A 20,782-nucleotide genomic window follows, 5' to 3' on the forward strand; every position below is an offset into this window, starting at 1 on the left:
TGGGCAACGAAAAATATCAATTGGGAGTGGTGGATGGTTTCGGTTGTTAGCGGTAGCGGTACGGGTTTGTTGAATTCTTCGCTGGGTTTGATGGGGCAGGGCGGCGTGGCGGGGAACTGGCCGCAAGGGGCGGCACGAGAGTCTGGCTTCCTGAATATCGCTAACGGTAACCTGGTATTACAGCGGCGCGATGACTTTGTGGCGGCCGCCGGCGTCGACCTGAAAATGGTACGCACCTATAACTCCCAAGGGGCTTTCGACGAAGGCGCCGGGCGCCAGTGGAAAATCGGCCTGCACAAGCAGGTCGGATCGCTGATCGGCACATTGAACGCTTCCGGCAGCAACATCACCCGCCTCGAGGGCGATGGCAGTTCCTCTGTTTTCGTTTTCGACTCCACCAGCGGTCGTTACCTGAACGAGAACGGCAGCCAAAGCCTTGTCTTCGGCTCTTACCAGAAATGGACGTGGCGCGACGAAACCGGCACAGGTCTGTACGAGGTTTATGACGAGGCTCACAATGGCCGCCTGCTGCTGGCCGGGGACCGCGAAGGTGTGCGCCTGAACTACGAGTATGGAGAAAGCGGCCTTGTCGCTGCCATCCGCACGTCTTCCGGCGACACTACCCATTTCGACTACGACTCCAACGGCAACCTGACCCAATACCGGACGGTGACCGGCGATAGCGCACGGGAGTTGATCCGGGTGCGCTACGGTTACGACGGCCTTGAACGCCTGGCCAGTGTGACGACCGATTTGAGCCCGGAAGACAACAGTGTCGCCGATGGCAATACGTACGTGGTGCAGTACACCTACGATGGCGACAGCAACCGCGTAGCAAGCATTGCGCAAACAGATGGCACGTTGGTCAGGATGAGCTACGTGTACGCGGACGATGCGTGGAAGGTTGCGAGTATTACAGATGCGCAGGGCACCCTGGCCATCGAATACAAGCAAGGGCAGACGGTGCTGACGGATGCGGCTGGCAAGGCCGTCGCCTATAGCTTTGACGGCGAAGGCCGCCTGCTGGCAGTCGGTACTCCTGGCAGCCTGCCGCAGGCAAGCTTTGAATACGATGCGAATGGCAACGTGGTTCGCGCAGCTTCTGCCGATGCCGCGACCATGTCTTACGAGTATGATGCACGCGGCCAGCGCGTCGCCATCCGCGGCGCGGACGGCATGCTGGTCATGCAGCGTGGCTTCGCGCCCGATGGCCGGTTGCTGGCGGAAATTTCATACGATGCCACTTACCAGGCTTCTTTGACTAACTATGTGTACGACGGCGCCAGCAGGCTGGCGTTCGTGGTCGCACCTGACGGTCAGGTACAGCAATATCAATATGACACTACGGGCCAACGCATCGCAACGGTCCGCTATCCGGACTCGCGCTATGGCAGCGGCCCGCGCACGGAAACGGCCCTGCGCGCCTGGGCTGCCAATGAAGTGCAGCAAAAGCATGCGGTACAGCGGACGAACTATACGTATGACGTGCGCGGCCTGGTTGCGACCCGAGCCGACGAGCACGGCACAACGTCATTCGTCTACGACCAGGCAGGCCAGCTGCTGCAGGTGATTTCCCCTGACGGCAGCACCACCCAATACACCTACGATGGACTGGGCCGCTTGCTGACGACCACCACCGCCGCTGGCCAGGCAGAAGTGACGGACCTCGATGCCACTGCCAACGTAATGGCCACCTCCTACGACAAGGGCTTGGCGAGCAGCAGCGTGATGAGCGGAGCCGACATGATGTTCATGGGCGCCGTAGCGATGAGTGCGCCGGTATATGCTTCGATCGTCACCGGCACTACCAGCGACGAATCGTTGAAAGGCAACTCCGGCGACGACTATATCAACGGCGGTGAAGGCCGCGATTCGCTGTCTGGCGGCTACGGTAATGACGTGCTGGAAGACGCCTTCGACGCCAACATATTGCATGGAGAAGCCGGCAACGACACGCTTGCGGGCATCAGCGCCTCTGACGACACCCTGTACGGCGAGGCAGGTGCTGACACCTACCTTTACAGCCTCGGATATGGCAACGACATCATCTACGGGCAGCGCAACGAGGATACGTTGCGCCTGGGCGAGGGAATCAGTCCTGCTGACGTGACGTTCGAGCGTTACAGTTACGATAGCCTGCAGCTTGTCATCCGCCAGGGTGGCCTGGAAAGGGGCCGCGTTGCCCTGATGGGCATGGCGGCCGAAGTCACTTCCGGCTCCGGCGGGGTCATGCAGCTCATTTTTGCGGACGGAACAGTATGGGATGCGGCGACGATTCGCGCGCGCGCCCTGATCGGAAGCGATGGGATCGACGACAACCTGACCGGCTACAGCAGCAGCGATTTCATCGCCGGCAATGCCGGCACGGATACTTTGGCCGGCGGCGCCGGAGCCGATACCCTTGATGGGGGGGCGGGTGCCGATTCGATCGATGGCGGCTCCGGTAACGACAGCGTGTTCGGCAACTCTGGCAACGATACCCTGGCCGGAGGGGACGGCAACGACATCCTGGATGGCGGTGAGGGCGTTGACGAGCTTTCGGGAGGCATTGGTGATGACACGCTCAGTGGCGGCCTGGGCATCAGCGCGGGCGACGACACATTGAGGGGCGATGCCGGCGCAGACACGTACATCTATGAGCTGGGTAGTGGCAAGGACTGGATCTACGGTCAACGAAATGAAGACACGCTGCGGCTGGGCGCTGGCATTAATCCGGCGGACGCCTCGGTGGAAAGAAATGGCAACGACCTGGAATTGGTGATTCGACAGCAGGGAGTCGAAGTCGGACGCGTTGTGCTGGCTAACCAGGGCTATGACTCTGCCAGTGCCTACGACGGCGTCAAGCAGGTCGTCTTTGCCGATGGATCGGTATGGGATGCCGCCTCTCTTCGCGTGCGCACCCTCTCCGGGTCCGCGGCCAGTGAAGCAAGCCTGAGCGGGTATGGCAGCAACGATGCGATCCAGGGCAATGGCGGCAGCGATACCATCTCTGGCGGTGCGGGAGATGACACCATTGACGGCGGCGCAGACAGTGACAGGATCGATGGTGACGCAGGCAACGATTCCTTGCTTGGGAATAGCGGCAACGATTCGCTGAATGGCGGGAACGGCAACGACGTCCTGAACGGCGGCCAAGGCAATGACGAACTGAGCGGCGGAGCGGGCGCCGACACCTATGTCTATGAGCTCGGTGACGGCAACGACTGGATCTATGGGCAGCGCAATGAGGATACCCTGCAATTCGGGGCTGGTATCAATCCTTCCGATGTCAGCTTCGAACGCGTCTATCATGGTGTCTCCGGCCCGTGTCTTGATGTCGTCATTCGACAGAACGGCGTGGAAGTCGGCCGTATCGTGCTGTCGAACCAGGCTAACGATTCCGACACCACCAGCGGTGTCCAGAAAATGGTCTTCGCCGACGGCACAGTGTGGGATGCAGCAACGATCCGTGTACGTTCATTGGTCGATGATGCCAACCGCAACAACGGCGAACTGCGGGGATATAACGGCGACGACATAATCCTGGGCAATGGTGGTGCCGATACACTGTACGGCGGTAACGGCAACGACTTACTGAATGGCGGCGCTGGCGACGACTTCCTTGACGGAGAAGCCGGAACCGACACCTATGTCTACGAGCTGGGTGACGGCAATGACACCATCTATACCAGGCGCTATGAAGACACGTTGAAGCTGGGTGCTGGCATCAGTACAGGCGACGTCAGCCTTATTCGGCTCGGCACCAACATAGAGGTGGTAGTGCGCCCAAATGGGGCTGAGACTGGCCGTATCCTTTTGGTAGGCCAGGCCTACGACTCCAGCTACGGCATCGGCATCAAGCAGATCACCTTTGCCGACAATACGGTATGGGATGCGGCGAAGATTTTGTCGATTGCCGTGATTCCAGCGGCAGGCGAAACGCGAAGCGGAACAGAGTACGGAGGTGTAATACTTGGCACACAAGGCGACGACAGGTTAATTGGCGGTGCCAGCACCGATTCCATTGACGGTGGCGCTGGCAATGACAATATATCTGGATATGCGGGCAGCGATTCCTTGCTCGGAAAGCAGGGCAATGATTACTTGTATGGCGGTGATGGCAACGACCTGATCGACGGCGGCGAAGGCACTGACCGTTTGTACGGCGATGCCGGCAACGACACGCTCAAGGGCGGCACTGGCTACAGCGATGACACTTTGCAGGGCGGTAGCGGTGCCGATACTTACATCTACGAGCTTGGTGGCGGAAAGGATGAAATTAATGGGCAGCGGGATGAAGATACGCTCCGTCTGGGGATTGGAATCGATCCGGCCGACGTGTCGATCGTGCGAAATGCTGCGAACCTTGAGCTGGTGATCCGCAAAGACGGATACGAAGCCGGCCGTGTCGTCTTGATCAATCAAGCGTCGGACGCAACAACCGACGTAAGCGGTGTCATGCAGGTTCAATTTGCGGACGGCACGTACTGGGATGCTGCGGAGATCCGAACGCGTGCGCTGACCGGTTCAGTATATGACGACAGCAACCTGGACGGGTACAGCAGCAGCGATTCCATTTCGGGCAGTGCCGGTGACGATCACCTGTCCGGCGAAGCTGGTGACGATATCCTTGATGGCGGGGCCGATACCGACACCCTGTACGGCCACGCAGGGAACGATGTTCTGCTTGGTGATTCCGGCAACGACTTCCTATACGGCGGTGATGGCGACGATACACTTGACGGCGGGACGGCCACCGACAGGATGTATGGCGACTCCGGTAACGACGCCTTGTTCGGCAAAGGCGGCAATGACGACCTTTCTGGTGGCGACGGCAATGACCTCCTGGATGGAGGGGAAGGGGGCGACACCCAGCACGGCGGCGCCGGCAACGACACCCTCGCTGGCGGGACTGGCAATGATTATTTGTACGGGGAGGCCGGCGCCGATACTTATATCTACCAGCTGGGTGATGGAAAAGACACGATCTACGGCCAGCGCAACGAGGACATCCTGAAGCTTGGCGCAGGGATCGCTCCAGATGATGTGACTGTCGTGCGAAACGACATTGACTTGGAACTTGTGATCCGCCAGCGCGGGATGGAGGTTGGCCGCGTTGTACTGTACTACCAGGGCACTGATTCCCAATATAGCGCGGACGGTGTCAAAGAGGTGGTTTTTGCTGATGGAACGGTGTGGAATGCCGCGAAGTTAAGAACCCTGTCCCTGGCTGGCACAGACGCCAACGATCGCTACTACGGCTATGCCAGCGGCGATTCCATACTGGGTGGTGCCGGCAACGACTTGCTGTCGGGCGGTGCAGGCGACGACCTGCTTGACGGCGGTGGTGACGCCGACAATATCTCGGGCGAAACCGGCAACGACACGTTGCTTGGGGGCGATGGCAAAGACATATTATACGGTGGAGACGGCGACGATTCCCTTGATGGAGGAGAAGGCGGCGATTTCCTGTACGGCGGCAATGGCAATGACACGCTCAGGGGCGGCACCGGTTTTGGCGGCGGCGACGACGAGTTGACAGGCGGCGCCGGCGCGGATACCTACATCTACGAACTTGGCGGTGGCAGGGACAAGATCACTGGCGAGCGTAATGAAGATGTCCTGCAATTGGGGATCGGCATCAATCCAGCCGACGTATCGATCGAGCGATACAGCGATAACCTGGACCTGGTCATTCGCCAAGCGGGTTCCGAGGTCGGGCGCATTGTGTTGGTTAATCAAGCGTCCGACTACTATGAATCTGGCGTCAGGCAGGTCATTTTTGCCGACGGCACGGTGTGGAGCGCAGACATGCTGCGTGCCCGGGCATTGATCGGCACGGAATTTAGCGAAAGCAACCTGCGAGGCTACAACAGCAACGACTCCATCGTTGGCAACGCGGGCAACGATTCCCTCTTCGGAGGAAGTGGGGCCGATACAGTTGAAGGCGGACGCGGCAACGACTCCCTGGACGGCGGCGATGGTGACGATTACCTGGACGGCGGTGAAGGCAACGACACGTACACCGGCGGGAACGGGGCAGATACCTTCAACTATGAACTGGGCGATGGCAACGACACGATCTTCGGCCTGCGCAACGAAGATACGCTGAGGCTGGGGGCGGGCATCAATCCAGGTGACGTCAGCTTTGTGCGTCCGATCGACAGCTACAACCTTGAATTGATGATTCGCCAGGGTGGGGTTGAAGTCGGGCGCATTGTGTTATCCAACATGGCGTCCGATACCACAGCCAGCAGTACCGGTGTGAAGCAGATTGTCTTCGCCGATGGTACGAGCTGGAGTGCGGAAACGATCCGGGCGCGGGCCCTGATCGGCACGGAAGCCAATGACCCTAACCTGCGCGGCTACAACAGCAATGACAGTATTGTTGGCAACGGCGGCAATGACTTTATCAATGATCCGGGCGGCAGCGACACGACTGATGGCGGCGCGGGCAACGACACGATCAGCGACGCGGGTTCCGGCAGCAATCTGATATTGGGTGGCTCGGGCAACGATTCCATCACCTACAGCAATTCGTCGAACAATACTATTTTCGGCGGCGCTGGAAGCGACACGGTGACCTTTTATAGTCCCGGCAATTTTGCCTACGCAAACCAGCTTGCCGGAGGCCGCGGGAACGATCGCCTGGTTGGCTCGAACGCGGCGGACTCGTACATGTTCTACCGTGGCGACGGACAGGACACGATCTCCGACTACGATGTCAATGCGTATGGAAAAATCGACCGCCTGGTGCTGGGCGAGGGCATTTTGCAAAGCGACATGGGCTTCAGCCGCGTCAATGCCTATGACCTGCTGATTTCAATTGGCGACGCGGGCAGCCCAACCCTGGATACCATCCTGGTCGAAAACTGGTTCAATTCAACTGGCACCTACCAGTTGGAGCGGATCGAATTTGCCGATGGCGCCAGCCTGTCGAAGGACCAGGTCAACGCGCTGGCAAACGTGCGCAACGGCACGGAGTTAAATGACGGGTCGCTTGGGCCGATCGCTGGCGAGAACAGTGCGACTTATGGACTGGGCGGCAACGACACAATCACTGGCACCTCCAGCGGGAACGACACGATCGACGGCGGCAGCGGGAATGATTCGATCAGCGACTCCGGCGGCACGCGCAATGTGCTCCTGGGGGGAGACGGCGCCGACACGATCCAGTTCGCGTCCACCAGCGACAACACGGTCAAAGGCGGCACCGGAAACGATTGGGTGAAGATTTCGACGGCTGGAGCCGGACAGGGCAAGACCAATGAAGTGGAAGGTGGCAAAGGCAACGATCGCCTGGAAAGCGGTTCCAGTACCGACACCTACCTGTTCAACCGGGGTGACGGCCAGGATACGATCTACGATTACGACAGCGCGAATGGCGGCGCCACGGACCGCGTGCGCTTTGGCATGGGCATCGCCCCGTCCAACCTGAGTTTCATGCGGATGGGGAACGACCTGGTGATACTCGTCGGTGGCGACGGCAAGCCGGGGCGTTCCGACCAGGTCACCATTGAGAATTGGTTCACGAACGCACAATACCAGATCGAACGCTTCGAGTTTGCAGATGGCAGCTCCATCGCAAGCAACGCTCTGCCGGCGCTGGTGAACTTCATTGCCGGCACCAGCGTTTCCGATACGCTGACCGGCGACTCCGCCAACAACACCATCCTTGGCGGCGCCGGCAACGACAAGATCACCGATACGTCGGGCGACAACAACCTGCAGGGCAATGGAGGCACCGACACCATTAACTTCAGTGGCGGCAGCAATTACGTCGATGGCGGCGCGAACGATGACCAGATCAGCGGTAGCGGTGTGGCCGGCAGCAACAATGTCATTGTCGGCGGCACCGGCAACGACCGCATGGTCAGTGGCGCCAGCAACGATACCTATCTCTTCGCGCGCGGCGACGGCATGGATACCATTGCCGATAGCAGCAATGCCGACCTTGACGTGCTTGAATTTGGCCCAACGATCACGTTGGCACATTTGAATGTTACCCGTAACGCTAACAATCTTGTCGTGCGCGTAGTCGACCCAGCGAACTCCTCCCAGGTCGACCAGGTCACGTTCGAAAACTGGTTTGTCGGTACCAGCAACATCATCGAGAGATTCCGCTTTGCCGATGGCACGGAAATCGCCACCGCGCAGATTGTTGCCATGATGAGCAACGGCTCCAGCTTTGGCGGAATGGGTATCGAGAACCTCGATGCGGGCGCACTGCAGGCAGCAGGCAGCGTCGGTACTGACGCAATGCTGACGCTGGTAAATACCGGCAACGGCAATTTTGTGCTGCGGGAGCAGGATGCAGCGCTGGCGTCGCTCGGCCTGGATGTGAGTCTCGGCCGAACCTATAACTCGCAGTCCCAGATTGGCCTCACTGGCTGGACCAACTGGCAACTGAGCACCGGCAGGACGGTGCGCCTGGATTCCGCCACCAATACCGCCTATCGCAGCAACGGCGATGGGTCCAGCGGTAAATACACTTGGGATGCCTCGATCGCTGCCTATCGCTCGCTGGACGGGCAGGGCGCCTACGACAAGCTGGTATTCAATGCGAGCTTGCAGCAGTGGATCTGGACGGACGGCGCTAGCGGTGTAATTGAAACATATGACGCGGCCAACAATGGCCGTCTTATGAACTCGCGCGACACGAGCGGCAACGTCACTACGTATGCCTACCGGACCGACGGCCAGTTGGACTACATCGCCGGCGCTTCCGGCGAAAAAGTGGTGATGGTATATAACAACGCGGCCCAGCTGATTTCGGTGCGCGTGGACTACACCTCGAACGGCCTGGCGAAGAACAGCACCCGTGTTTATTACGACTACGACGGTCAGCGTCGCCTGACGATGGTGCGTACCGACCTGACACCGGACGACAACAGCATCGCCGATGGCGACGTCTACTGGACGATGTACAGCTACGACGGCGACAGCGGACGTATCGCCCGCATCTCGCAAAAGGATGGCAGTTCCTTGCGCTTGACGTACAAGCAGGACCCCGTGAGTGGCGCATCGTGGGTTGATACGATGACTGATGGCACAGGACGTATGACGCGCCTGGTTCGCGGTGCGGACGGTACTGTTATCGAAGACCCCGCAGGCCACCAGGTCAAGTACACGTATGACAGCGCAGGCAAGCTCGATAAGGTGACCGACCTGACGACCCTTCAATCGTCGGACTACGCCTACGACGCTAACGGCAACATCCTCAGCGTGACCGACGCCAATGGTGTCGTCAATCAATTCGCCTACGACAGCGACGGCAACCAGGTTCTCGACCGAATTGCCGGCGTGCGTGAGATCAGCCGCACTTTCGCAAAACCCGGCCTCGTGCAAACCCAGACGGTTAACGGCGAGACCACCCGCAACGTCTATGATGCCCAGGGCCGCCTGCGCTTCCAGGTATCCCCGGAGGGACGCGTCACCGAATCGCTCTACAACGCCAAGGGCGAGGTGGTAACGACATTCGAATACGCCGGTGAAAAATTCAATGTGTCCACCCTGGGGGCGACGGAAGCGCCGTCGGAGGCCGCGCTGGCGGCCTGGGCTGAAGGGATTGATCGCCGCAACAGCGTGCGCACCGATTTCATCTACGACAGCCGCAGCCAGGTACGATCCTCGACCACCTATGCCGCGCTGGCGGCCGACGGAAGCGGTGTGGTGGATGGCACGGAGTCCGTCCGTCGCTATACCTATGACCAGAACGGCTTGCTCCTGCAAACCATCGACACCAATAACAAGCAGGTCAGCTACAGCTACGACGGCCTTGGCCGCGTCATCGCGACGCTGGATTCTCGTCCGGAGATCGCACAAGCCACGGCAACGGTGTACGACGATGCAATTCGCACGGTAGTCACGACCGACGTGAACGGCAACACGGTCAGCGAAGTCCTCAACCGCGCTGGCCAACTGCTCAGCAGGACCGCCAGCTCGGCCGTGGCAACCGGCACCTCGCGCATTCTCCATGATGCTGCTGGCCGCCCGGTCATGACCGTGGATGCTGCCGGTATGCGCAGTTTCGTCATGTACGATGCCGCAAGCCGCAAGATCGCCGACATCGATGGCGACGGCAGACTGGTCGAATACCGCTATGGATCGAACGGCCAGCTGACGCATAGCATTGCCTACGCCACGCCGGTCGATACGTCGGCACTGGTCGATGCCGGCGGCAAGCCGGTTGCCAGGACGCTGGCGAGCGTAAGGCCCGACGCGAAAGCCGCTGACCGTCATGCCTGGAACATTTATGACTCCGTGGGGCGCCTGGTTCAGGCTGTTGACGCTCAGGGGGAAGTCACGGAAACCCTGTACGATGCGGCCGGCCATATCGCATCGGTAGTGCGGCACGCAGAAACCGTAGACGCGTCTGCACTGAAACTCACCGATGCGCCGGCTGCATTTGCGCTGGCAACCGACCCGGCCGACAGCGTTACGCGCTACTTCTACGACAAAGACGGAAACCGGCTGGGCGCGCTCGATGGTTCGGGCAATCTTACGGAATTCGTCTACGGCGCCACTGGTGAACTGGTATCGAGCATCGTCTACCGCCAGGCAACCAACACGGCTTTGCGCACGACTGGCAGCCTTGCCGATCTGCGTGCAGCAGTCGCAGCCAGCGCCGTAGCGACGAACTACTTGTATAACGGCAAAGGCCAACAGGTAGGCACGGTGGATGCTGGCGGCACGCTGACCGAGACCGTCTACGACAAGGAAGGCAATGTCTCGCGCAAAGTACGCTATGCCACGACTGTGAACTGGCAGGCTGGCGCAACCATCGCTACCTTGCGCCCTGGAGCGTCCATCGCCGACCGCACCTGGGACTACACCTACACTGCGCTGAACCAGCTTGCGACCGAGACCGCACCTGACAAGACGGTGACCCAGTACAAGTACGACAAGCTGGGCAAAGTCACTTCGGTGATGCGCTTTGCGGGTACCCCTGTAGCCGAATCGGCATTGGCGCGCTATGACGTAGAAGGCCGCCTGACCGCAGAACTGCCGGCCAGCGCAGCATGGCGCATCATTGAAGCGGGCGCAGCTCCCGCCGCGATCGATGCGGTCTGGAATACCTACGGCGTAAGCTACCAGTACGATAATGCTGGCCGCCGCATCAGCATGACTGCGCCGGGCGGAGCGCGTACGCTGTACTTCTATGATACAGATGGCCACCTCGCGCATACGGTCAACACCCTGGGCCAGGTTGTCAGTACGGAGTACAACGCCTTCAACCAGGTTGCGCGAAATGTGACCTATGACGGCGTGATCGATGCGTCGACGCTGGCAACGCTCAACGGCGGCAATGTATCTGCCCTTGCCGGGGTCCTGCAAGCCCTGGCGCCGGTTGCCATCGCCACTCGTACCTTGTACAACGAGGACGGCCAGGTTGCCGCCACCGTGGATCCGATGGGCGCGCTTAAGGCCTATCGCTACGATGTGCTGGGGAATGTGAGCGAGACCTTTGCTTTCGCCACCCCGATCAACCCTGCCATGACGGAAGCCGACATCCTGTCAGGCATTGACGCCGGCAGGTTTACCAACGCCGCACACGACCAGCACCAACGCTTCGTTTATGACAGGGCAGGCCGCCTGGCTGCCACCTTCACGGCGCTGGAGGCCGGGCAGAACGGTCAGCAATGGTCGGTCTCCACTCGCAGCTACGACGGCGCCGGCAACCTGGTCGGCACCACGTCCTTCGCAACGCCGCTCACCCACGGTGCTCCCACGGCAGATCAACTGGCTGGCATGAGCCCTGCCGCAGGCGACGAGCGCGTACGCATTGTCTACGATGCAGTAGGCCGCGTTGCAGCCACGGCGACCGCCCAGGCCTGGGATGGCGACAAATACACCTGGACACTGCAAACCCGGGAATATGATGCCAACGGCCTGCTGGCCGTGCAGCGCACATTAGCAACGCAGATTACGTCGGCCGAACCGAGTGCCGCTGAATTGTCGGCGGCCTCATTGAAGTACAGCATCAACGATGCCATGCAGCGTTTCGCCTACGACGAGATGGGCCGGGTGACGCATACCGCCACGGCGCAAGGCGTGGTGGACGGCGCGTTGCGCTGGGCCGTGTCGAGCGCAGCCTACGACAAGGCAGGCAACGTTACCGAACGCACGGCTTACGCGGCGGGCTTGACCTCCGCCACGCTGCCTGCCAACCCAACGCTCGCCGACTACACGGCCTGGCTGAAGAGTGGCCAGGCCAATGCCACCCGCGACTGCACCACACGCTATGTCTACGATGCCGGCAACCGTCTGCAATACACCATCGGCGCCCAGGGCAATGTCGTCGGGCAGGAATACGATGCACGCGGCAACGTCGTGGCGGTGACGGAATACGTCACGCAAGTCTTGGGTGCTGTACCTGTCAACTTCACGCCCGGTGCGGCGTATAGCGTTAGCCGCACGATCTATGACGCCGCAGGCCGCGCGCAATACACGATCAACGCGGAAGGTGGCGTGAGTGAACTGCGCTACGACGCGCTGGGACGTGTCGCCACGACGATCGCCTACGCAACCCCGATCTCGGCGGACTTGTTGTCGGGAATGAATAGCGCCAAACTGGTCGGCGACTTCATCAAACTGCACCTTGATGCCGACAACGACCGGACCAGCCGCAACGTCTACGACAAAGACGGGCGTGTGAGCTTCAGCATCGATGGCAAGGGCTATGTTAAGGAAATGCGGTACGACGCCCTGGGGCAGGTGACCGATACCTACGCCTACCAGGACCAGATGACCCTGTCCGAGGCCGACCAGACGCTGGATAAACTGGCAGAGTTTGGCACCGCGCAGATCGCGGCTGGAAAGAGCCGTCACGAATCGTTTGATTACGATTCGCAGGGCCATCTTGTGCGCTCGACCGACGGTGAGAAGCATTCGGAGGTCTTCCATTACGATGGCGCAGGCAACAAGATCTCCTTCACCAACAAGCTTGGCAAGGAATGGATCTATCGCTACAATGCAGCCGGCCAACTGATGGAAGAAGTGGCACCGCCGGTGCAGGTAATGGGCAACGATCATGTCACGGCCAACGTCTCGCTGACGACGCGCCTGGATTACGACGCGTTGGGCAATCTGGTATCGCGCACAGAAGCCGCCGGCGTGGCTGGCTACGAGCGCACTACCAGCTATCGGTACGACCTGGCCGGGCGGCAGGTGAAGACCATCCTGCCGCGCTTCAGCATTTACAATTCTGCTGAAACGCCTTCCACCGAACAGGATGCCGGCATGGCGGAGATGGACTCGGGTGAAGTCGCTGTTACGGTAACGTACGACCTGATGGGCAATGCCATTATGAGTCGGGACGTCGGCGGCGGGATCAGCCGCAAGGTCTATGACCGCATGGGCCGCGTGAAGTACGACATCGATGCGAAAGGCCAGGTCACTGGATTCGAGTACGACGCTTTTGGCCAGCAGACGGCGTTGACGCGCTATGCAGTGGTGCCGAACTTGACGGGTAGTGACTTCAGCGAAGCGGACGTCAAGCAACGCCTGGAAGCGCTGGATCACAGCCAGGATCGCACGATCAAGACCAGTTACGACCGCCTTGGCCGCGTGGCTACCGTTGCCGAGCCGGGCAGCTACGTCTTCGATAACGTGAATGGCGCGCCAGGCTACCGCATGCTGGTGCGTGTCACCGCCAATGAGTACAACGCTTTTGGCGAACTGCGCCACAAATTCGTCTACGGTGCAGATCCCGCAAACATCAACGCAAAACTTACCACGCCAAGCGAAGAACGCTACTACTACAACCAGCGCGGTGAGCGCATTGCGCAGTTCGTAGCGGAAGACGCAGCACGTGGCTTCCTGACCACGACGGAATACAGCGCATTCGGCGAAATTGACAAGGTCACCGAGTTCTCCAACCGGGTCAATGCAAGCTCCATGACCGATTCCGCCTTTGGTGCCGCGGACGTGAGCGAACAGGACCGCGTGACCAGTTATGACTACGACAACGTCGGCCAGAAGACCGCCCAGACACGCCACAATGTTGACGTTGGGGCGTGGGCGAACAACGCCATGGCGACTGACCATGTCCTGGTGACCACCCGCTATGAATACGATGCCGTCGGCAATTTGCTCTCAACCAAGGATGCCAGCGGCGCCGAGACCCGTAGCTACTACGATGCCACGGGACACGTGGCCGCGATTACGGTCAAAGGAAGCAAAGACGGCAAGTTGGCACTGACCACGTTCGACCGCGACGTCTACGGCAATGTGGTCAAGCAGACTGCGTACGCCACGGCAGCTTTTCTGGACGCGGCCGGGAACTACATTGTCCCCGCCTCGGATAGCGCAGATCGTACTACCTGGACGACTTACAACATCAACGGTCATGCCATCGCGCAGACGGATGCTGAAGGGAAGACTTCCTATACCTCGTACGATATTTATGGCCGCGTAGCCAAGCAATGGCAGAACGTGACCAGCATGTTGTCGGCCAGTGAGTCCTTTGTGCGGACAACCTTCACGATCACACAGTACGACCAGCTGGGCCAGGTGCTGAAGGTCATCACCCCGGGTGTTGCAGTAAAAGCAGAGAACAACCAGGTACTAAGCTCAATTGAGTTGAGTGCGCCGAATACTGGTTATCCCACCCTTGCGAGGGAACTATCTTCCTCGTATACCGGAACCAATAGGGTACGGTTGAATTATCCGGACCTGGGTAATGGGCCAGTCAAAGTCGAGCTGAATTACAAGACGAAGATGGGCTATTTCCAGGAGGCGAGAGAGCAGGGCGGTGTGGCCCCGCCCAACTATGTCGAAGAAGGTATCGACCGCGTCAAGGTGCTGGAGGAGACGGAAAATGGACCAGGCCTCTGGACGCCCTTGTCTGGAACTACAGGTGTCACCGTTTCCTGGAGCGACTCTTCCGAAGCCTTTGGCGGTATTGAATCTATCAACAGCGTTAAGGTCTATATCCGTGACGGGCAAGGCCAGTGGGTGCTGAAATATGACAGCACAGGTACGGACCCATCTCGCGCAGCTTCGGTTACCGATCATATGCGCGGCGATGTCGGCACGACTGTCAACGAGAACGAATTCAATGCCTTCGGCGAACTCGTAGGCAAGAGCCTCAACGGAACCCTCTACGAGACTGCCTCGTATGACAACGCCGGCAATATGTGGCGCACCAATGCCGGCGACCGGGTCGAAAAGGTTATGTTCTATAACGTGGCGGGCCAGATGACGGTCCAGATCCGCAGCGCAAAGGACATCGACCTTAAATCGTACGATTCCGCCAAGGCTGTAGCGGAAAAACTTGATCGCAACCTGGATACAGCCAACGGTATCATCCGTAACGAAACCAGCTATGACCTGATGGGCCGGGCTGTCAGCCAGACCGGCACCGCGCACGGCACAGGCGCTCCCGCCAACATACCCGCAAACGGCTCGGTCGTTAATGCCAGCGTTTCTGCGGAGGAGAAGGAAACCTCTCGGGTTGCTTGGAGATATCATTCTCCTGACGGTTCGGACATCGTCGAGGTAGACGGGCCGAACTGGAGCTACTACTGGTCAGGCAGCAACGTCGTTAACGTCGGATTCACCCTGCCGGATGGCCTGGGCAGCGGCGATATCAAGATCGAGGTCTCTTACTACAACGGTGGCGTTTCACCGCTGGATCGCGGCACCAGCTTTGCAGAGCCAAGCTCGCCGACATTCGAGCAGATTCTGCGAGTTGACCAATTGCCTGAGCCCGATAAAGATAGCGGCGTTCGCCACACTACCCTGAGTATGTATGGCTGGCCGTCAATCGATGGATGGAACGCGGTCCGCATCTATAAGAAAGACGTGACCGAGGGCTGGGTGCTCCTGAGTGAAAACAAACAGGTAGACAACCCTCAGGCCGCACGCGGCGGGCCATACGTGACAATGCCGATGCCTGCCGATGGCCTGGCGACGCCACGCATGGAATACACGCTGCCAAACGGACAGCTTGTCTCGTCGAGTGGCGACCAGGTCCACAACTTCGGCGACCAGGCCCTGTTCGATATGTCAGCGGCGCCTGCAGGTCAGTACGATGTCCGCCTTTACTACACCCCACAGACAGGGACATCGGAGATACTGAAGGAAACCGTCCGGGTGCTGGTCACCATCGATGATGCGGGCAAACGCACTGTCAAATACCTTGGCAGCACGGCTGGACCGGTCGAGCAGAATGTGCGCGCAACCAGCATGCAGCGTCTGGACCGCTGGGGCAACGTGCTGGAAGTGACCGATCCCCGCAATCCGGACTGGTTCATCCGTTATAGCTATAACGACAATAACCAGATGGTCAAGCAGGAGGCAGTGGACAGTGCCCTTGGCGAAGTGCGCTATCTGGGCGAAACCTATTTCGATGAAGCCGGCCGCGAAGTCGGCCAACGGGATGGCCGCTTTAACCTTCAGCGCAAGGTCTATGACGCCGATGGCCGGCTGGGTGAAGAACATCACGCCGACGGTGGCCTGATCGAGTACAAATACAGCATGTTTGGTGACCGCACCGACATGTTTACCTTTACCAGTGCAGACCGAAGCGTCCACACCCAATACGCCTATGATCACCTGGCCCATTTAAGCAAAGTCTCCAACTTTGCCGAAACCTGGCATACCTACGAAGACAGCAATGGCAGCTTGTGGGCTGGACAACTGAACGCAGAAGGCGAAGTGGCCGAGTCGTATGCATACGATGAGCTTGGCCGCCGCACGGTGACCACGGACGGCATGAACGGCAAGCGTGTGGTGCGTTACGACCACGCCGGCAATATCCTGGCCGAAGTTGACCAGGTAGGCGTGACCACCTCCTACGCCTATGACGCCTTTGGCCACAAGACCGCCATGGTGATGATGGACGACGGCGGCCCGCGCATTCAGTACTGGGAGTACGACCCGCTCACCGGGCGGCTTGCCTCGCACACCAACGGCGGTAACGTCAGGACGACCTACACGTACACCGGCCTCGGCCAGTTGGCGACACAGACTTCGCCCGAGCGCGGCACGCTGCCGGGCCAGAACCTGAAATACACCTATGATGGCGACCGCCTGATGCGGATCGACGACCTCACCAACAACAAGGTGACCAGTTACGCCTACGACCTGGCCGGCAACCACCTGCGCGAAAGGACGGAAGCAGGTGGCCGGGTGGTGCAGAACAATTCCATCGAATACGACCAGCTGGGCCGTATGGTCCACGTCGGTGATGGCCGTTTCGACCTGCAAATCACTTATGATGCGGCTGGCAACAGGGAGACAGTCCGCACGACGTACACGAACGACAGCGGGCAGGAAAACGAGCGCTGGGTAATGAACAAGTTCGATGCGATGAATCGCCAGACCCTGGTCGATGGCATAGTCACGTTCGAACTCCTTCCAGGGAACACGCGCCAGATTGCCCAATTTGGCCAGGGCAGCCACGAAATCACTTACGACTGGGCCGGCAATCGTACCAGCGACAAGTACTACGCCTCGAACGTGGTGGCCACCGAACGCTTTGAATATGACGGCGCGGGCCGCTTGCAGAAGACCTTCCGCGATGAAAACCTGATCGACCTGCGTTATTACGATGGCGCAGGCCGCGTGGTGCGCTCCGGCGTCGACGCAGGCGCGACCTGGGGCTGGCTGATGGACGAATGGAAGCTGGCCAAGGAATACCGGATCACCGAATACGACGCCGCAGGCCGCATGACGCGCCAGAAGATGCGCGACCTGGGCAACAACGCCCTGGACGACATCTTCTTCAAGATGGTTACCGGCTACGTGATCGACGGGACGCATATCGGTTACAGCAAGGCGGGCAACCTGCGCGGCTACATTGTCGTGCCGCCCAACGGCGGCCCGGTCACGCAGTTCACAACGGACTACCTTTGGTTTGATACGGCGAAAGAATCGCTCGCGTCGGCGCGCAACGCAGATGGGATCTCATACACTACGACCCAATACGACAGCAATGGCTTCGCCGTTAAAGTCATTGAAAAGCCGGACGACGCAGAAGAGAAGTCCCGCACCTTCATCAACGATGTCAACGGCCAGATGTTGATCAGGAATGACGGCGGGCTCGATACGTACTCCTTGATCGTCAACGGCCAACTGCTGGGCCGCAGCAAGGTGAACGATTACGACGCCAGCTTCGTCAACACCTACCAGCCAGCGACCGCCAGTGGCCTGTCGGCGCCGCCAAGCGCCTACGTGGTGCGCGGCAACGGCGAGACGCCATCGAGCATCGCGCAAGCGCTTTGGGGCGACAGCAAGCTGTGGTATCTGATCGCCGATGCCAACGGCATGGCAGGCGATGACCAGCTCGCTGTCGGCAAGACGCTGCGTATTCCAGCGCGCGTGAATACGGTCCGCAACGACTACCAGACCTTCAAGCCGTATGATGCGGCCGATGCGGTTGGCAACACCACGCCTGCAATGCCGATCCCAGCTGCCCCGGCGGGCAGCAAGGGATGCGGTGTGGTTGGGCAAATTGTCGCCGTTGTTGTGATCGTTGTCGCGACCATATACGGCCAGGAGTGGGCAGCGAAACTTGCAGCCGAGGCGGCGTGGACGGGGGCCGCTGCCACTGCGGCAAGTATGGCGGGGGCGGCGGCCGGCGCGATGGTCGGCAGTGCCATCACTCAAGGCGCCTCGGTCGCCATGGGGTACCAGTCCAAGTTCAGTTGGAAACAGGTCGCGGTTTCCGGTATCGGTGCTGCGATCACTGCTGGGATGAGCGGAGTGGGCGAGGGTATTGCCGGCGCAGCGATGAGAGGTGCGTTGAGCAATGCAATGACACAAGGCGTCAGCATCGTGCTGGGCCTTCAGAACGGATTCAAGTGGCGCGGGGTCGTAGCAGCCGCAGTCGGTAGCGCAGTGGGCAAGGCCATGGGGGATGGGCTGAACCTTAATGATAAAGTTGCCGTCGCCCAGATGGATTGGGGCGAGCGATTGTTCAAAGCCTCTCTTGTCGGATTTGCAGCGGGGACCGCAACCGCTGCTATGCGTGGAGGGAAGATAAGCGTAGCTCAGGTGGCGACAGATGCATTCGGCAATGCAATCGGGTCAAGCCTGGCGGAGCAATTCGATTCGGATCGGGAGCTGAACGCAGCCCGTGAACGAAGCACCGCCCGAGCAATGGCTCGTGGCGAGTCGATGCCTACAATCGAAGCGTTACCGATCAAGCCAATCATCACGCCGGAACTGGAAGCTTCTCTTGGTACGTTGCCAAATGTTGCATCGGAGTTGGATGAATTTAGGTTGTCGTTTAAAGAAGCATCGAGGCTTCAGATCGAGAACGATGCACTGGCTGCCGCTGGTATTGCCGCAGAGTTTGCGGCCGGCGATAGAACACGGGCTGCTCGTACATCTGCGTTAATTCGTCAGGCAATTGGGAATATTCCACCCGCGCCCGACTTTATGATTGCAGGCGGTTCAAGGCAGTATTCAGAAGCCGAAATCGCAGCGTTGTGCCGTCTGCCGTCGCGCGGGACAACGGAGTGGGTGCAAACGGCCAGCGAACAGGAACGGAAAGCGTATCTGAATGAGTTGGCGTTGCCAAAGGCAGTTGCAGTGGACGGTGCTGCGGAGGCTCGTCTCGAATATCAACGCCTGACCACCCGAAACTCAATTGGCATGAGTCTGTTGATAGGATTCCCTGGTGCCGCCTTGCCAGGGCAATTGAGTCGCTTGGCCGGAATGAATGAGTTTCAAGTTGCGTCTGCTAACGAATTTGGAGGGCTCCTTGCTGGTTTAGGGGCGATGGTTGCTGGCGCACCAGGTCGAGGATCGGTATCATTGTCACCTGTTGGAGATGTTGGGGCAAATACATTGGTCGGCCCACAACTCGAATCACCAGTGCAACGATTGCTATATGGTGGACGGGCAGGTGAAGGACTACCTGGCGCATCGGGAACCCCAATTGCAGGTCGACCTACGATTGCTGAAATCGAGAATCTGACGGCAAAACACGACGTTGAATTTGCTGTCACATACAAAATGGGGCCAGGGAAAAATGGCGGTGGTGGCCAATACTATTTGCATTCGGGTGAGGGAGGAAGTGTACGTTTCCCGTTGGAAGCAGATCGTATGCTTATCAATCATAGTCATCCTGGAATAAATGGGGCAGGTGGCGCTCGTTATGCTAGCGATGCCGATATGGCCGTTATGGAATACTTGCAAAGTATAGGATCTCCGCAAAGAAGTTCATTAATTATTCCAGTTGATAGGAACGTGACGGTAAGGTTTGGTTTGGGACGTGATCTGAGTAACGGAAATGGATTACTGTACTCTGATCCAACAAAGAGTATCTGGATTCCCAAAAAGCCGGGGCAATGATGGCTCTTGACTTTATTGTGAGAAATTGTGAAAAATCGCTACAAATTGTGCTTTGCAGGAGAATTTCATGAGTAAAGCAGAAATTGATAATTATTCGTATCTCTGGGATGGGTCTGCGCCAGAGTGGCATTTGAGACCGTTGCCGAAACAGATTGAAGCGGTGATATTTTTTGAAAATGGTGTCACTGGAAAAGATGTTTTGAAGTTGAAAAACATTTCGTCAGAGTACGCGAAAGTGCCAACAGCCGAACTGCTATTAAAATTGAAAGGTATGACGTCCGTCAGTTTGAATGTGATAAGTATGGATGTTGCCGTTAGTCTTGAGAAAAAATGCAAGGAGTCTGGAGTGGAACTACGCCTCATAGAAAAAGAGGCAAGGTATGTAATCGTTAATGGCGTGAAGAATTGTATTCTTGCAATTGAAGATAATGATATTTATCGTGAGGTAAAAGAGCGGATGCTGATGGCGGGTCGGCGCGTGTCAAGGTAGTTGTCG

Annotated in this window: 2 protein-coding genes; both read left to right on the forward strand. The window is 58.9% G+C overall.

The window, feature by feature from the left end; translation table 11 throughout:
* The first annotated feature begins 33 nt into the window (after positions 1-33).
* The gene (locus ACN9MU_RS16750) at positions 34-20,286 is read left to right on the forward strand and encodes a calcium-binding protein (protein WP_426343114.1); all 20,253 of its coding nucleotides are present in this window, start codon (positions 34-36) and stop codon (positions 20,284-20,286) included.
* A gap of 67 nt (positions 20,287-20,353) precedes the next feature.
* On the forward strand, positions 20,354-20,776 hold the full coding sequence (locus ACN9MU_RS16755) for a hypothetical protein (protein ID WP_426343115.1): 423 nt from the start codon (positions 20,354-20,356) through the stop codon (positions 20,774-20,776).
* Positions 20,777-20,782: the final 6 nt, after the last annotated feature.

Origin of the sequence: Pseudoduganella sp. R-32 (assembly GCF_049913245.1) — a bacterium.
In the GTDB taxonomy this organism is placed as follows: Bacteria; Pseudomonadota; Gammaproteobacteria; order Burkholderiales; family Burkholderiaceae_D; genus Rugamonas.